Source organism: Streptosporangium sp. NPDC049248, from assembly GCF_040678965.1.
Classification (GTDB): Bacteria; Actinomycetota; Actinomycetes; order Streptosporangiales; family Streptosporangiaceae; genus Streptosporangium; species Streptosporangium fukuiense.
The window spans coordinates 29,904-46,546 of sequence record NZ_JBFAQY010000006.1 but is presented as its reverse complement, the minus strand read 5'-3'; the positions used below and the strand labels follow the sequence as shown (position 1 = coordinate 46,546).

The following is a 16,643-nucleotide window of genomic DNA, read 5'->3' as shown; positions in this document are numbered from 1 at the left end:
GAGCGTCACCTGCCTCCCCGCCCCGGGACGACCTCGGAGTCGAGCAGGCGGTAGGCCAGCCAGAAGACCCCCCATGCCGCGCCCAGCAGGAACATGAGCCCGCTGATGCCGAAGAACTCATCCACCACGGTGCCGAGGTCGTTCCTGGCCCGGACCAGGGCGACCAGGCCACCACCGAGGGTGTAGCTCACGATCGGAGCGGCCATCCCGAGCACCTTGTCGGAGGTGTGCCAGCTCTGGCAGGCGATCACGACGAGCACCGCGACGGCCCAGACCAGCACCGGGATCCGAAAGATCGCGATCGGCGGGAAAGGGATGGGGATCAGCAGTCCCGCCAGGGCGAGCAGGCCCATGCCGACCGTCTCACGCCGGTGGCTCAGCAGGATCGCCCGGGTGTCACGCGCGGCGGGGGCGACGTCCTCTCGCGACCGGGCCGGGCCTCGCCGGCGCGGCCATCCCCGTTGACCACCTACCCGCCTCCTGGCCAGCAGCTCCTCCGCCGCTCGCATGCCCCTGACCACACCAGGCGGCAGCCGGGGCCACGGCCCCGCGTCCTCCGGTGCCTCCTGCCGGGCCGTCCCCGATGCCGCAGGTGCCGCCGGTGACGCCTCCCGCGCCTCGGGCGGGGTTCCCCGCGCTTCCCGCGCTTCCCGCGCTTCCCGCGGCGAGGGCTCCCGTACGGGCGGTATCTCCTCGGTCGGCGGATCGCCCTCCACGATGTCCTCCCACTCGTCCACGGAGTCCGCTCCGCCCCCCGATCCGCCATCCGGTGACGTCTCCTGATCCTTCCGCCCTGACGCGCGAGCGGCCGAGGGGCCGGAATCGCCCGGTGCGGGCTCGGCGGCGTCCGAGGGGACTCCCGTCGAGGCGTACGGATGCCCCCGCACGGCCCGGCGGGGAGCGGGGACATCGAGATCGCCCGGTGCTACCTCGTCCGGATCCACCGAATCGGAATCGGCACGCTCGATCACGCTGGCCATCCTCTCTCCACATCTTCTCGCTCGTGGGCTTCTTTCCCCATTCACCACCCATCACGTGATCGATTCACCCCCTTCGTGTGATCACGGAATTCGCTCAGGCCGCATGATGTCGGTCAAGCCTCTTACCATTGACGGAATGAGCACGGAGTTCACCGAGTGGCTGCGCAGTCAGAGCGACGACCGGTTGCGGGCACTCGTCTCCGTACGCCCCGAGCTCATCACCCCCGTACCCGCGCATCTGGAGGGGCTGGCCGGGCGAGCCTGCAGCCCGTCGGCGGTGGGCAGGGCACTCGACCGGCTCGACCGGTTCGCACTCGCGGTCATGGAGACGCTGGTCGTGCTCCCCTCCCCCGTCCCCTACCGGTCGCTACGCGCCCAGCTGGCCCGCGCCCTGCCGGGGACGGCGGGCCCGGCGTTCCAGGGCGCCCTCAAGGAGGCGGTCGAGCGGCTGCGCACCATGGCGCTGGTCTACGGGCCCGACCGGGCCCTGGCCCCGGCCCCCGGTGTGCGGGAGGTGCTGGACGGTCCCGCCGGGCTCGGCCCGCCCGCCGAGGAGGCGTTCCGGCACCATTCCGCCGAGCGGCTGGCCGAGCTGGTCCAGGACATCGGAGGCGAGGGCGGCGACACCAGGGAGGCCCTCGCCGCACTGCTCGGCGATCCGGAGATCGTCGGACGGCTGGTCGAGGAGGTCTCGCCGCAGGCCCGGTCGGCGCTCAACGAGCTGGCCTGGGGGCCGGCCAGCGGCCGGGTGCCCAACGCCCGTCGCGAGGTTCGGGCCGCCACCGCGCAGTCGCCGATCGAGCAGCTCCTCTCCCGCGCGCTGCTGGCCGCCACCGGTGAGGAGACCGTGGTGCTGCCCCGCGAGGTCGCGCTGTTCCTGCGCGACGGCCGGATCCACCGGGACCTGTCCCCCCTCCCGCCCACGACCGGGGGCACCGAGCGCGACCAGCGGCTCGCCGACCGTACCGCGGCCGGACAGGCGTTCACCTTCACCCGCGCGGTGGAGGAACTGTGCGAGCGCTGGAGCGTCGACCCGCCCGGCGTGCTCCGCAGCGGCGGCCTGGCCGTGCGCGACCTCAAACGGGTCGCGACCCTGCTCGACCTGCCCGAGTGGGTGGCGGGGCTGATCGTCGAGGTGTGTCACGCGGCGGGGCTGGTCGCGGCGAGCGGCGCGGTCGACGGGGAGTGGATGCCCACCCCCGGCTACGACGGCTGGCGGGTGAAGGCCACCGAGGACCGCTGGGCCGTGCTGGCAGGCGCCTGGCTCACCATGGACCGGGTGCCGGGGGTCATCGGCGAGCGCGACGAGCGTGACCGGCTGCTCAACGCCCTCCATCCCGACCTGCGCCGCACCGCCGCCGCCGAGGTCCGCACCACCACCCTGGCCATGCTCGCCTCGACGCCCGGGGTGGCACCCACTCTGGAGGCGGTACGGACGCGTCTGGCCTGGGAGCAGCCCCGCCGTCGCGGTGGCCAGCGCGACCAGCTGGTGGAGTTCACGCTGCGCGAGGCCGAGCAGATCGGCGTCACCGGCCTCGGGCTGCTCTCCGGCCACGGCCGCGCCCTGCTCCCCGAGGCCCTCGACGGCCCCGGCGTCTCCGGTGACCCCGGCGGTGGCCGCGCCGCCTCCGCCGCCCGCCTGCTGCTCCCGCTGTTGCCCGAGCCGCTCGACCACGTGCTCCTCCAGGCCGACCTGACCGCCGTCGCCCCCGGGCCGCTCACCGGTGACCTGAGACGGTGGCTGGCACTGGCGGCCGAGGTGGAGTCGACCGGCGGTGCGACGGTCTACCGCTTCGACGAGCGGTCGATCCGGCGGGCACTGGACTCCGGGCAGGGCGCCGAGGAGATGCTGGCCATGCTGGAGCGCCACTCGACCACGCCGGTGCCGCAACCGCTCAGCTACCTGGTCACCGACGTGGCCCGGCGCCACGGCCGGATGCGCGTCGGCACGGCGAGCGCGTACGTGCGATGCGACGACTCCTCGCTGCTGGACGAGGTGATGGCCGACAAGCGGGCGATCCCGCTACGGCTGCGGCGGCTCGCCCCCACGGTGATCGCTTCCAAGTCCTCCCGGCCGACGCTGGTCGACTCGCTGCGCGCGATGGGGTACGCCCCGGCCGCGGAGTCCCTCGACGGCGACGTGATCATCACCCAGCTCGACGTCCGCAGGACCGAGAGCCCCCTGGCGGCCCGCCCCCCGATCACGTTCGGCGGCCCCGAGGCCGACGTGGTGGCGGCGGCCGTCCGCGCCGTGCGCGCGGGTGACGCCGCCCACCAGGCCCGCAGGGCCCCGGTGGCCGCCCCCGGCGGCCAGGTGCCGCGCTCCCCCGCCACCTCCACGATCGTCGCCCTGCGCGAGGCCATCCGGCAGGGGTCGCAGGTCTGGATCGGTTACCTCGACTCCCAGGGCAACGCCACCAGCCGGATCCTCGAACCGGCCCGGCTGGAGGGCGGCTATCTCACCGCCTACGACGAGACGCGGGCGGCGGTGCACCGCTTCGCCCTGCACCGCATCACCGGCATCGCCGACATCGCCTGAGACGTCCTCGGCGGGCCCGGCCGGGCTCGGGGGCTGCCCCGGCGTGCCGGGGAAAGACCACGGGGGTAGTCTCGATCCAGGGATGGGGCCGCCGCGAGCTCGGTCACCGGTCCTGCGGGACCGCGCCACTCGCCGGGACGCGAGGGCCCCTTTTCAGTCTCATCCCGGCCCCGGGCCCTGTCCCGCGGACCTTGCCGTCGCGAGGATCGGCCGGTGGTGCCTCGTGAGGCGGAGGGAGGTAGCCGCGGTGGCCGACGACGCGGCGGGGCGTCGCCCGAGCGGCCGCGACGGGCGAAAGTTCCAGGAGGGTAGGGCCTGGCCACCGGGATACGACCGGGTCCATTCGCCGAAGGCACACGGCTCACGCCCCATATCGTGATACCTGTCGACGTTCCGAGCTCCACAGAAGCGAGAGATCCACAGTGAGTAGCGGTCACTCCGAAGGTCCCAGTACCAACCCGGACGACTGGAAGAGCCCCTATACCACGGGGCCCGGCCAGACCCCCGGCTACGGCCAGCCCCAGCAGGGTCACCACTCCGAGCACTCCCAGCCGTCCGGTTACCAGGCCCCCGGCTACGGCCAGCCCGATTATGGCCAGTCCGGCTACGGACAGCCCGGCTACGGCGAACCCGGTTACGGCGAACCCGGTTACGGCGAACCCGGTTACGGACAGTCCGGTTACGGTCAGTCCGGCTACGGCGAACCCGGTTACGGCCAGCCCGGCTACGGACAGGGTTATGGCCGGCCCGGCTATGGCCAGGGCTACGGCGCACCCCCGCACCGCAACACCGAGGGTGTCAGGACCCACGCGATCGTCGCCATGGTCATCAGCATCGTGTGCACGCTGAGCTGCTACGTGACCCTCGGCGGCCTGGTCGGCGTCATCCTGTCGAGTGTCGCCCTGGGGAGGGTGGACACCGATCCCCCGGCCGCCAGGAACCTGCTCAAGTGGACCTGGATCAGCATCGGCATCAACATCGGGCTGATCATCCTGGGTGTGGCCGCCTTCATCATCGCCGGCATCAACGGCGCCTTCGACTGAACATCCCCGGGGATCGCCGTCCGCGGCCTGTGGTCGCGCACGGGTGCCGTGGACCGGGCAGGCGAGGGACGGCCAGGTGGTGAGATCGATCACGCCGGACGGGAGGCGGGACTGCCTGGGCGCTCCCGCCCGTTGCACACAGGAGACATGGAGCGGGGCGCGCCCGCGAGTGCGACCATGAGCTGATCCGCCGTAGCCCGCAGTGACCATAGGGAGAAGTCTGTGACTGACGGACCACTGATCGTCCAATCGGACAAGACCCTGCTCCTTGAGGTCGATCACGAGAAGGCCGGGGAGTGCCGCAAGGCGATCGCCCCGTTCGCCGAGCTGGAGCGTGCGCCCGAGCACGTGCACACCTACCGCGTCACCCCGCTGGCGCTGTGGAACGCGCGGGCCGCCGGGCACGACGCCGAACAGGTGATCGACGCGCTGATCGCGCACAGCCGCTACCCCGTGCCGCACGCGCTGCTGGTCGACGTCGCCGAGACGATGTCGCGGTACGGCAGGCTCCGCCTGGAGAAGCATCCCGTCCACGGGCTCGTCCTGACCAGCACCGACCGGGCCGTGCTGGAGGAGGTGCTGCGCTCCAAGAAGATCCAGCCGCTGCTGGGCGAGCGGCTGGGTGACGACGGCGTGGCCGTGCACCCGAGCGAGCGCGGCAACATCAAGCAGCACCTGCTCAAGCTGGGCTGGCCCGCCGAGGACATGGCCGGGTACGTCGACGGCGAGCACCACCCGATCGCGCTCACCGAGGACGGCTGGGAGCTGCGCACCTACCAGCGGGAGGCCGCCGAGGCGTTCTGGCACGGCGGCTCCGGCGTCGTCGTGCTCCCCTGCGGCGCGGGCAAGACGATCGTGGGCGCGGCGGCGATGGCGCGGGCCAAGGCGACGACGCTGATCCTGGTGACCAACACGGTCTCGGCGCACCAGTGGAAGCAGGAACTGCTCAAGCGGACCTCGCTGACCGAGGACGAGATCGGCGAGTACACCGGTACGAAGAAGGAGATCCGGCCCGTCACCATCGCCACGTACCAGGTGATGACGACCCGCAGGCAGGGCGTCTACCGGCACCTGGAGCTGTTCGACGCCCGCGACTGGGGCCTGGTCGTCTACGACGAGGTGCACCTGCTGCCCGCGCCGATCTTCCGGATGACCGCCGATCTGCAGGCCAGGCGGCGGGTGGGCCTGACCGCGACGCTCGTGCGCGAGGACGGCCGCGAGGGTGACGTGTTCTCCCTGATCGGCCCCAAGCGGTACGACGCGCCGTGGAGGGAGATGGAGAACCAGGGCTGGATCGCCCCGGCCGACTGCGTCGAGGTGCGGGTGACGCTGACCGACACCGAACGGCTGGCCTACGCGATGGCCGAGTCCGAGGAGCGCTACCGGTTCTGCGCGACCACACCGTCCAAGACGCAGGTGACCGAGGCACTGGTCCGGCAGCACCCGGGCGAGCAGGTGCTGGTCATCGGGCAGTACATCGATCAGCTCGACGAGCTGGGCGAACACCTGAACGCGCCGGTGATCAAGGGGGAGACGAAGGTCAAGGAGCGGGAGCGGCTCTTCCAGGCCTTCCGCGACAGGGAGATCCAGGTCCTGGTCGTCTCCAAGGTCGCCAATTTCTCGATCGACCTGCCGGAGGCGGCGGTGGCCATTCAGGTCTCGGGCACCTTCGGGTCGCGGCAGGAGGAGGCGCAGCGGCTCGGCCGGGTGCTCCGGCCGAAGGCGAACGGAGGCGGGGCCCGGTTCTACTCGGTGGTCAGCCGCGACACGGTCGATCAGGATTTCGCCGCCCACCGGCAGCGGTTCCTGGCCGAGCAGGGGTACGCCTATCAGATCATCGACGCGGACGACGTGCTCGCCGGAGAATAGCCCCACATGGCGAACACGTCGTCAATTTGTGTCAGGTCCACGAAATCCCGCGGGCTTTCGACAAACGAACCACCCCCTCGCTAGGCCTTACGGCCACTGGCGACATACCCCCATGATCTGCGGGAGTCACCATGTTCGCCTGGCTTTTTCGCCATTTCACAGGAGAATGACGGAGGGTGCCAGGACGATTACCGAACGATCAGAGCACCGGTAAAGAAAACGCTTTCCGCGATCACCCACATGATCACCGCAGCGATCATCAGAGTGATGAAACGATTTTCGTCATCGCGAATCGGGGGCGCCAGCCAGGCGCCCGCCGTGCAACCGGCCGCGATCACCGCGAACAGGGCCGATACCCAGGCCACCCCGTCCAGCCGAGCCACGCAGCCCGGGTCGGAGCAGAATGCCTCCGGCCCCCAGCCCGCGAACACCGAAAGCCCCCAGAGCGCGGCCAGTAGAAGATTGGCGACCGTCGGTATGACCGGGGAGATCCGCACGACCATCGGGATACCCGCGCCCGCCGCGTCCCAGTCCGGCGTTAATCCTTTTGAGACACACCGGCGTCGCCGCTAAGCTGGTCCATTCGCTACCCGATGACCACCACCTCCGTTTATCGAATGGGAGGCGCTTCAGCGTGCCCGCACATCAATTGGCCCCTGACATAACCGACGATCCCGCCCGGATCCTCGCCGCCGAACGCGAGCACCTGGCCATCTCCAGAACGGCGCTGCGCGCGATGCGCGAGCACGCCCAGTCCCTCTCCTCCGACGCCGCCGGAGACTGGGTCTCCCAGCAGATCCTGCAGGCGCTGCTGGACCAGCGGGTCGCGGCGCTCGCCGACCACTCGGGCACGCCCCTGTTCTTCGGCCGCCTCGACCGCCAGGCGGGCGACGATCTTCCCGGCACGGTCTACGTCGGGCGCAGGCACGTCCACGACGACCGCAGCCGCCCCCTGGTGATCGACTGGCGCGCCCCGGTCTCACGGGCCTTCTACCAGGCCAGCCCGTCCGACCCGATGCGCGTGGTGCTGCGCCGCCGATTCGGTTACCAGGGCGGCGACCTGACCGCCTACGAGGACGAGCGCCTCGACCAGGGCGGCGCCGCCCTCGCCCAGAGCAGGATCCTCACCGAGGAGATCGAGCGCCCCCGCTCGGGACCGATGCGCGACATCGTCGCGACGATCCAGCCCGACCAGGACGAGATCGTCCGCTCCGAACTCGGCCGGACGGTGTGCGTCCAGGGTGCCCCGGGCACCGGGAAGACCGCCGTCGGCCTGCACCGGGCCGCCTACCTGCTCTTCACCCACCGTGAGCGGCTCGCCAGGTCGGGCGTGATGATCGTCGGCCCGAACCGGGCGTTCCTCTCCTACATCTCCTCGGTCCTGCCCGCGCTGGGCGAGGTCAAGGTCGACCAGACCACGGTCGCCGGGATCCTCGGCGACCACTCCGCGCCCGAGGACCCCGCGGTCGGCACGCTCAAGGGTGACGCGAGGATCGTCGGTGTACTACGACGCGCCCTGTGGGCGCACGTGGTCAAGCCCACCGAGGGCGTGCTGTTCACCAAGGGGATCAACCGCTACCGGGTGGCGGACCACGAGGTCCGCGAGATCGTCGCCTCGCTCCGCGGCACCACTCGCTACGGTCCGGGGCGCGCGACGCTCGCCCAGCGGCTCGCCCACCTGGTGCTCGTCCGGATGGAGCAGCGCGGTGAGTCTCCCGACGACCGGGTGCAGGACGCGGTCGCCAGGTCCAAGCCGGTCAGGCAGCTCGTGGACACGGTCTGGCCCAAGCTGACTCCACAGCAGGTGCTCCACCGGCTGTTCAGCGACCCCGCCTTCCTCTCCGCCGCCGCCAAGGACGATCTCACCGCCGCCGAGCAGTCGCTGCTGCTCTGGCCCAAGCCTCCCAAGTCCTTCCGCTCGGCGAAGTGGTCGGCGGCCGACGGCGCGCTGATGGACGAGCTGGGCGACATGATCGAGCGGACCGTCCCGCTGGGTCACCTGGTCGTGGACGAGGCCCAGGACCTGTCGGCGATGCAGCTACGTGCTCTCGGCCGACGCTGCCGCACCGGCTCCGCCACCGTGCTGGGCGACCTCGCCCAGGGCACCACGCCCTGGTCCGCCCGGTCCTGGGGCGAGGTCCTGAGTCATCTGGGCTTCGAGGACGGCGCCGTCACCGAGCTGACCCTCGGCTTCCGCGTGCCCCGCGAGGTCCTCGACTACGCGGCCAGGCTGCTGCCCTCCGTCGCCCCGGACCTGGCCGCCCCCCGGTCGCTGCGCCCCGGCGCGGGCTCCCTGTCGGTGCGGCCGGTACCCGACCTGGCCACGGCGCTGGCCCATGCCGCGCGGGAGGCACTCGCCCGCGAGGGCTCGATCGGCGTCATCGTCCCCGACGCCCTGGTGGGCGCCGCGTCCGAAGCCCTGTCCGATCTGGACCACCGGGTGCTGAGCCCCGACACCGTCGAGGACCATCGTCTCCTGGTCATCCCGGCGACCCTGGCCAAGGGCCTGGAGTACGACCACGTGATCGTGGCCGAACCCGCGGACATCGTCGACGCCGAACCTCGCGGCCTGGCCCGCCTGTATGTGGTCCTGACCCGGGCCGTCACCTCACTGACCGTCCTGCACGCCCGGGAGCTTCCCGCCCAGCTCAGCGGGTGACCGCGCGCCGGCACACCGATGCCGAGCGCTAGGGCCCGCTCCCCGGCCCGCGCGCCCTGATCGGGGCGGCACTCCGGCGAATGTGATGCGCCGCTCTGATCCCGAAAGGATTTGTCCCGACCGAGATGACCCTGACGACCTCGTTGGTCTTGGGGTCGATCACCGTCACGCTGTCCGTGTCCAGGTTGGCCACATAGATCTGGGCACCGTCAGGGGAGATCGTGATTCCGAAGGGAGAGCCCTCGACCGGGATGGTGGCGGTGATCTTGTTGGTCTTGGCGTCGATCACCGTCACCACGTTCGGGATCAGGTTGGTCACGTAGACGTAGGCGCCGTCATCGGAGACCGCGATCCTGAAAGGATGGTTGCCGGCGGGAATCTCGGCGATGACCCTGTTGGTCCTCACGTTGATCACCGACACGGTGTCGGAGTCCTGGTTGGCCACATAGACACGGGGACGAGTGGGAGAGAACCTGATCCCGAACGGACTGCGGCCGACCGGGATGGTGGCGACGACCCTGTTGGTCACCATGTTGATCACCGACACGGTGTCGGAGTCCTGATTGGCCACGTAGACACGGCGATAGGGAGCGGCGGCCAGTCTGAAGGGGCTGTGGCCGACCGGGATGATGGCGATGACCCTGTTGTCTCTCGTGTCGATCACCGACACCACGTTCGCCTGCACATCGGTCACGTAGACGCGGGTGCCGCCGGAGGAGACGTCGACCCCGACGGGGTGGCCGTTGATGGGGATGGTGGCGCTGACCTTGTTGCTCCTCGTGTCGATCACCGACACGTTGTCCGACTGCGCGTTGGTCACGTAGACATGCGCGTTGTCGGGAGCGACCGCCACCCCGATGGGGTTCTCACCGACGGTGATGGTGGCGGTGACCCGGTTGGTCGTCGTGTCGATCACCGACACGGTGTTCGACTGTGAGTTGACCACGTAGACGACGTTCTCCGGCGGTCTGGTCGCCACAGCCGTGGCCGTCGGCACCGCCAGTCCGGCCACGATGACCGGCACCGCCACAGCCGAACGGACGCGCGACCGCCACTCGCCTCTCTGTAACCGACCGGGCGATTTCCAGTGGCTATGCTCCATCGTTCCCCTCGCACACCGCTGCACCACCAAGAACCCGTCGCTACGGCAAGGACTTCGTTCTATGGCCACACGGCGGCGTGTCCCGGAAACGACACACCGGCTTGAACTCTTGTTCCGCCCACCTTGTCCATTTATTGCTTGATAGCACGGAAATCAGCCGGACGGCATGGATGTGGTCGCGGCCCCCGGCCCTGATCGGCCCCGGCCTTTCGCGGCCCCCTCTCGCCTGCGGCTCCGCACGGGCGGCGCCCATCGGGGCGACTCCTCCGAAGACGTACGACGACAGGCGTCCCCTCGGGGAAACAGCAAAAGAGGCGCCCCCGAGATCCCGGGGTCGCCTCTTTTACCAGAAAGCGTTGGACTTAGAAGTCCATGTCGCCGCCGCCGGGCATGGCGGGAGCGGCCGCGGCCTTCTCGGGCTTCTCGGCGATGACGGCCTCGGTGGTGAGGAACAGCGCCGCGATGGACGCCGCGTTCTGCAGAGCGGAACGCGTCACCTTGGCCGGGTCGATGATGCCCGTCTCGAACAGGTTGACGTACTCGCCGGTGGCGGCGTTGAGGCCCTCACCCGCGGGAAGGTTGCGCACCTTCTCCACCACGACGCCACCCTCGAGGCCGGCGTTGACGGCGATCTGCTTCAGCGGCTCCTCAAGGGCCTTCTTGACGATCGCGGCACCGGTGGCCTCGTCGCCGGAGAGCTCCAGCTTGTCGAACGCCTTGGCGCCGGCCTGCAGCAGGGCCACGCCACCGCCGGGGACGATGCCCTCCTCGACGGCCGCCTTCGCGTTGCGAACGGCGTCCTCGATGCGGTGCTTGCGCTCCTTGAGCTCGACCTCGGTCGCCGCGCCGGCCTTGATGACGGCCACGCCGCCGGCCAGCTTGGCGAGACGCTCCTGGAGCTTCTCGCGGTCGTAGTCGGAGTCGGTGTTGTCGATCTCGGCGCGGATCTGGTTGACCCGGCCGGCGATCTGCTCGGCGTCGCCGGCACCGTCGACGATGGTGGTCTCGTCCTTGGTGACGATGACCTGGCGGGCGCGGCCGAGCTGGTCCAGGGTGGTGGACTCCAGCTTGAGGCCGAGGTCCTCGCTGATGACCTGGGCACCGGTCAGGATGCCGATGTCACCCAGCATGGCCTTGCGACGGTCACCGAAACCGGGCGCCTTGACGGCGACCGAGCGGAACAGACCGCGGATCTTGTTGACGACCAGGGTGGCCAGGGCCTCGCCCTCGACGTCCTCGGCGATGATCAGCAGCGGCTTGCCGGCCTGCACGACCTTGTCGAGAACCGGGAGCAGGTCCTTGTTGGCGGACACCTTGGAGTTGACGACCAGGATGTACGGGTCGTCGAGGACGGCCTCCATACGCTCCGGGTCGGTCACGAAGTACATCGAGGTGAGACCCTTGTCGAAGCGCATGCCCTCGGTGAGCTCGAGCTCAAGGCCGAAGGTGTTGCTCTCCTCGACGGTGATGACGCCTTCCTTGCCGACCTTGTCCATCGCCTCGGCGATCATCTCGCCGATCTGCGGGTCGCCCGCGGAGATGGATGCGGTGGAGGCGATCTGCGCCTTCGTCTCCACGTCCTTGGCCAGCTTGGACAGCTCCTCCGACACGCGCTCGACGGCGGCCTCGATGCCCTTCTTCAGGGACATCGGGTTGGCACCGGCGGCGACGTTGCGGAGACCCTCGCGTACGAGAGCCTGAGCGAGCACGGTGGCGGTGGTGGTGCCGTCACCCGCGACGTCGTCGGTCTTCTTGGCGACTTCCTTGACGAGCTCGGCCCCGATCTTCTCCCACGGGTCCTCGAGCTCGATCTCCTTCGCAATGGAGACACCATCGTTGGTGATGGTGGGGGCGCCCCACTTCTTCTCCAGAACGACATTGCGGCCCTTGGGGCCGAGGGTCACCTTGACGGCGTCCGCGAGCTGGTTCATGCCACGCTCGAGACCGCGCCTGGCGTCCTCGTTAAACGCGATCATCTTGGCTGCCATACGGCTAGACCTCCCAGAGACAGGGTGGCTTGCACCGGACCGAGCCGACGCCCGCGACGGCATGCGGGCCCACGACTCCGTTCGGCGGGCCCCATCGCCTCGATCCAGGGTTGGCACTCTCTATGCGTGAGTGCCAACAACGTGTTTAGCACTCTACCTTGCCGAGTGCAAGCCACGACCCCTTGACCTGCGTCGCGCCCGGAGCGGGCTTCCGCTCCGGGCCACGTCAGCGTATGCGCCGCGTCACGCGGGCGTGTGTTCCGCGCAAAGCGAAGGCCCGGCTCGCCGATTGGGGAGGCGAGCCGGGCCTAGGTGGTGTGGATCCGGCGGACTGCGCTGCCGCGGGATCCACCGGCCCCTCCCCGCGGGTTCACGGGACGGCCATGTCAGACCGCCCGGACGGACTCCGCCTGGGGACCCTTCTGCCCCTGGGTGATCTCGAACTCGACTCGCTGGCCCTGCTCGAGTGCACGGTAGCCATCCATCATGATCGCGGAGTAATGGACGAACACATCCTTACCACCGTCTACCGCGATGAAGCCGTAGCCCTTGTCCGCGTTGAACCATTTGACGGTGCCCTGCGCCACTTGCGACTCCTCTTACTGGACTTAAGGACGACGCCCATTCCTCTCGCGAAGTCCTCAATCTCCGGGGCAGACTTCGCCACATCGATCGTCCTCGACCATACCTGTGGGAACCGGTTGGGCAACAGAGTCAAGCACCAAACTAGCTCTTTACAAGAGCATTTAGTACGAGAGCACAGTTTGACTATCACTATTAGTTAGTTAAAGATTACATTATCTTTCCCCACCGCGAATACCGGTTTACGCCACAAAGCATGACACCCGCACGCGGCCGGAGCCGGGCGGGTGTCATGGAGAGGGTGTCGCAAGCGCCCCCCGGGAGGGTGAGGCGGGTGCGACCGGCGCGGTGCGGGGGGTGGGTCTCAGCCCCCGGCGACCGCCGGGATGATGGAGACCTGGACGCCGGAGGGCGTGGCCGTGTCGAGGTTGTCGGCGAAGCGGACGTCCTCATCTCCCACATAGACGTTGACAAAACGGCGGATCTTACCCGTTTCATCAAGAATCCGGGCACCGATCCCCGGGAAGTCCGCGTCAAGCTTCTGGAGGACGTCGCGCAGGGTCTCGCCCTCTCCGCTCACCTCGGCAGCACCACCGGTGTAAGTCCGGAGAATCGTCGGAATCCGCACAGAAACGCTCATAATTCAGTACCTTTCACGATTTCTAGGCGATTGCCGCACGGAATGCGTCAAGGGAGGGACGAATCACGGCGGTGGGGCGCGCCTCGGCGGCCACCGCGTCGAGGGTCTTGAGACCGTCGCCGGTGTTGAGAACCACGGTCTCCGCCTCCGGGTCGAGCCTCCCGGCCGCGACCAGCTTGCGGAGCACGCCGACGGTGACACCTCCGGCGGTCTCGGCGAAGATGCCCTCGGTCCTGGCCAGCAGCCGGATCGCGTCGACGATCTCGGGGTCGGTGACGTCCTCGACCGCGCCGCCGGTGCGGCGGGCGATGTCCAGCACGTACGGACCGTCGGCGGGGTTGCCGATCGCCAGCGACTTGGCGATCGTGTCCGGCTTCACCGGGCGGATCACGTCGTGGCCCGCCTTGTAGGCGGTGGAGACCGGGGAGCATCCCTCGGCCTGGGCCGCGAAGATCTTGTACGGCCTGTCCTCGACGAGACCGAGCTCGATCAGCTCCTTGAAACCCTTGTCGATCTTCGTGAGCTGGGAGCCCGACGCGACCGGCACGACGATCTGGTCGGGAACGCGCCAGCCGAGCTGCTCGGCGATCTCGTACGCCAGCGTCTTGGAGCCCTCGGCGTAGTACGGCCGGAGGTTGACGTTGACGAAGCCCCACTTCTCGCCCAGTTCGTCGCCGATGAGCTCCGAGCAGAAGCGGTTCACATCGTCGTAGGTGCCCTCGATGCCGATGAGCCTGCCCCCGTACACGGAGGCCATGACGACCTTGGCCTGCTCCAGGTCGGCGGGGATGAACACGCAGGCGTCCAGCCCGGCCCGCGCGGCGGCGGCAGCGGCGGCACCGGCCAGGTTGCCGGTGGAGGAGCAGGAGAGGGTGTGGAAGCCGAAGTTACGGGCCGCCTCGACGGCGATGGCCACCACACGGTCCTTGAAGGAGTGCGTGGGGTTACCGGAGTCGTCCTTCACGTGCAGCGAGCGCATGCCCAGCTCGCGGGCGAGGTTGCCGGCGTTGACGAGCCTGGTCCAGCCGGGCTCCATGTTGGGCTTGGCGGCCACGTCGGCGGGGACGGGCAGCAGCGAGCGGTAACGCCAGATGTTGGCCGGCCCCTCGGCGATCTGCTCCCGGGTCACCCGCCCGAAGTCGTAGGCGATCTCAAGGGGCCCGAAACACTCGATACAGGCGAAGCTCGGGCCGAGGTCGTAGCGGGCACCGCACTCGCGACAGGACAGGGCCACGGCGGGGCCGAACTGCTGGTTTCGGGTGTCTTCGACACGACCGAGCGAGGTGGTGGTGTTCTCAGTGGTTGCGAGCGCCATGAAGCGAGGCCTTTCCCTCATCTTCGTCTGCGGACCACCCTGGTCACAGACCGGAATTGGCACCTGTCCCGGCTGACCTCGTGTCGATTACGAGTCTTGAACCGGGATGGTTGCCGGGGCTTCGCAGGGCCGATCCCTCCACCCCTCTGGATGAGCAAATATTCAGTTGGAGACCTGACAGGCAGGTCTTAGGCACTCTACATCGCCGTACCGCCACCCCGGCCACTTGTCTCACTATGCGAGACGTAGCGTGTTACCTGCCGGACAGAGCGCCCTTGTCCGCAGCAGGGGCGCCGCCGCGGCCGGCAGGCACCGGTCGCGGTGGACGTCCCGTGGAACCTCCCGCGCCAGGCCGCGGAAGGCGGGTCAGGGCGCCTTGGCCTTCAGCGTGTAGGGGCTGGAGCCGCTCACCGAGACCACCCGGTAGCGGTAGGCGCCGGGCGGGCCGGTGTAGCTGATCCGCTCGTCGGAACCCGCGCCCTCCGAGGTCGCGACGGTGACCCAGTTCGGCCGCCGCCACCTTTGGAGGTAGAGGTCGAAGTCGACGCCGTCGCCGCCGTCCAGGCAGGCGGAGTGCATGCCGGCGACGGCGGCCCGGTAGTAGCGGCTCGGCTGGGAGACGGACTGACCGTTGTTCAGCGTGCCGGTGTAGACCTTCGGGTAGCCGGTGCAGACCGTCGGAGCGGGCGGGACGGTGCCCGGTGGGTTGGTGGCGTCGCCGGTCAGCAGGGTCAGGTCGTAGGCGGTGAGGATCTCGTTGATCGGCTGGAAGTAGGTGACGCCGCCCGTGACGCAGTTGCCGGAGCCGCCGGAGGTGACCCCCTGGGCCTGATCCACGGAGATGAACGAGCCACCCGAGTCGCCCGGCTCGGCGCAGACACTGGTACGGGTCAGCCCGTGGATGGTGCCCTGGGGGTAGGTGACACTGGCGTTGAACTGCCGGATGAGGCCGCAGTGCCAGTCGGTGGTGGAGCCGGAACGGCAGATCGAGGCGCCCTCCAGAGCCGGTCGGGAGCCCGCGACGGGCACGGTGCCGCCGGCGCCGTTGCTCACCACCGGTTTGGGCGTCCAGCCGGCGTTCACCGCGACCCAGGCGTAGTCGTTGCCGGGAAAGGACGACGCCCGGAAGACCCCCAGGGGCACCCGGTTGAAACCGGTGGTGGCATCACCGGTCTTACCGCAGTGACCGGCACTGACGAACCCCGCCTGGGTCCCGCGCATCACCGAGAAACCAACGGAGCAACGACTCGCGACACCGACGTAGTAGGCGTCGCCGCCCTGCAGGTCGCTGAGGAGCCGGGGCCGCTCGGTGGACGGCACCACCTTCACCACACTTGAGTCGGCCCCCACGGCCTCCACGAGATCCTCGGTTGCCAGTGGGCTCTTCGACAGGATGACGATCCTGTTGTTCCTGGCGTCGACGAAGCGCACATCACCCCCGCCGCCTTTTCCCGGCAGGTCCACGTTGAGGTCACTGATGAGCCCGGCGAGTTCCGTCAGCGACCGTTTGACGAGTTCGGCTCTGGCGCCCGCCGCGACGATCGCGGGGAGGTCGGCGGGGTCGGTGGTGGCCACCACGAGGGTCTGCGAAACGGTTCCCATCAGCCACGAGCCGCCGAAACGGTCGCCGAGTCTCGCACGGAGGTCCGCCTCGACTCCCGACATACGGATCTCGTTGGCCAGACGTGCCCGCACCTGTTCCCTGGTCAGGCCCAGGTCGCGTTGGAGCGCCTCCAGCATGCCCGACGGCGGTTTCCAGGCGGACGCGGCGACCGGAACCCCCTTAGCCCGGGGTCCGGCCGCAGCCGGCACACCCGTCAGGGTGAGCGCGGTGACCGCCAGCACGCAGCCCGTGGCGACGGCATGTCTGCCGAACATGAAACTCTCCTCGACCTCGGCTTTCACAGCAGGAGGGGGAGAGCGCCG

At 69.5% G+C, this 16,643-nt stretch carries 12 protein-coding genes and 1 riboswitch; of the genes, 4 read left to right on the top strand and 8 right to left on the bottom strand.

Annotated elements, in window-relative coordinates; translation table 11 throughout:
- Positions 1-5: 5 nt before the first annotated feature.
- Positions 6-737 (bottom strand): hypothetical protein, encoded by a 732-nt coding sequence (locus AB0K21_RS13720; protein ID WP_364149802.1) that lies wholly within the window; start codon positions 735-737, stop codon positions 6-8.
- 379 nt (positions 738-1,116) lie between these two features.
- Here AB0K21_RS13720 and AB0K21_RS13715 point away from each other — a divergent pair, with 379 nt between their 5' ends.
- From AB0K21_RS13715 to AB0K21_RS13705, 3 genes are all read left to right on the top strand, one after another.
- Positions 1,117-3,519, top strand: a complete 2,403-nt coding sequence (locus tag AB0K21_RS13715; RefSeq protein WP_364149800.1) for a helicase C-terminal domain-containing protein — start codon at positions 1,117-1,119, stop codon at positions 3,517-3,519.
- 466 nt (positions 3,520-3,985) lie between these two features.
- Entirely contained in the window at positions 3,986-4,645 is a 660-nt protein-coding gene (locus tag AB0K21_RS13710; RefSeq protein WP_364150314.1) for a pentapeptide repeat-containing protein, read from the top strand.
- A gap of 139 nt (positions 4,646-4,784) precedes the next feature.
- On the top strand, positions 4,785-6,431 hold the full coding sequence (locus tag AB0K21_RS13705) for a DNA repair helicase XPB (RefSeq protein ID WP_343982989.1): 1,647 nt from the start codon (positions 4,785-4,787) through the stop codon (positions 6,429-6,431).
- A gap of 188 nt (positions 6,432-6,619) precedes the next feature.
- Here the strand turns inward: AB0K21_RS13705 and AB0K21_RS13700 are convergent, their stop codons facing one another.
- The gene (locus AB0K21_RS13700) at positions 6,620-6,934 is read right to left on the bottom strand and encodes a hypothetical protein (protein ID WP_364149797.1); all 315 of its coding nucleotides are present in this window, start codon (positions 6,932-6,934) and stop codon (positions 6,620-6,622) included.
- A gap of 131 nt (positions 6,935-7,065) precedes the next feature.
- On the opposite strand from AB0K21_RS13700, the gene AB0K21_RS13695 reads away from it, so the two are divergent.
- Positions 7,066-9,090: an AAA family ATPase gene (locus AB0K21_RS13695; RefSeq protein ID WP_364149795.1), complete on the top strand. Its 2,025-nt coding sequence runs from the start codon at positions 7,066-7,068 to the stop codon at positions 9,088-9,090.
- Positions 9,091-9,118: 28 nt separating this feature from the next.
- Here AB0K21_RS13695 and AB0K21_RS13690 read toward each other — a convergent pair whose 3' ends face one another.
- The 6 genes from AB0K21_RS13690 to AB0K21_RS13665 all read right to left on the bottom strand — a co-directional run bounded on the left by AB0K21_RS13690 (position 9,119) and on the right by AB0K21_RS13665 (position 16,595).
- Entirely contained in the window at positions 9,119-10,114 is a 996-nt protein-coding gene (locus tag AB0K21_RS13690) for a YncE family protein (RefSeq protein ID WP_364149793.1), read from the bottom strand.
- 440 nt (positions 10,115-10,554) lie between these two features.
- The gene (gene groL, locus AB0K21_RS13685; RefSeq protein ID WP_350945793.1) at positions 10,555-12,180 is read right to left on the bottom strand and encodes a chaperonin GroEL; all 1,626 of its coding nucleotides are present in this window, start codon (positions 12,178-12,180) and stop codon (positions 10,555-10,557) included.
- Positions 12,181-12,566: 386 nt separating this feature from the next.
- Positions 12,567-12,767 carry a cold-shock protein gene (locus tag AB0K21_RS13680; protein ID WP_012895270.1) on the bottom strand — a complete coding sequence of 67 codons (201 nt, stop codon included), beginning with the start codon at positions 12,765-12,767 and terminating at the stop codon, positions 12,567-12,569.
- Between the two features lie 359 nt (positions 12,768-13,126).
- Positions 13,127-13,402: a MoaD/ThiS family protein gene (locus AB0K21_RS13675; RefSeq protein WP_343983009.1), complete on the bottom strand. Its 276-nt coding sequence runs from the start codon at positions 13,400-13,402 to the stop codon at positions 13,127-13,129.
- Between the two features lie 22 nt (positions 13,403-13,424).
- A complete protein-coding gene (thrC, locus tag AB0K21_RS13670) occupies positions 13,425-14,717 on the bottom strand; it encodes a threonine synthase (RefSeq protein ID WP_364149791.1) in 1,293 nt (430 codons plus the stop codon).
- Positions 14,718-14,731: 14 nt separating this feature from the next.
- Positions 14,732-14,874, bottom strand: a riboswitch (SAM riboswitch).
- A 209-nt stretch (positions 14,875-15,083) separates the two neighbouring features.
- Positions 15,084-16,595 (bottom strand): S1 family peptidase, encoded by a 1,512-nt coding sequence (locus AB0K21_RS13665; protein WP_364149789.1) that lies wholly within the window; start codon positions 16,593-16,595, stop codon positions 15,084-15,086.
- Positions 16,596-16,643: the final 48 nt, after the last annotated feature.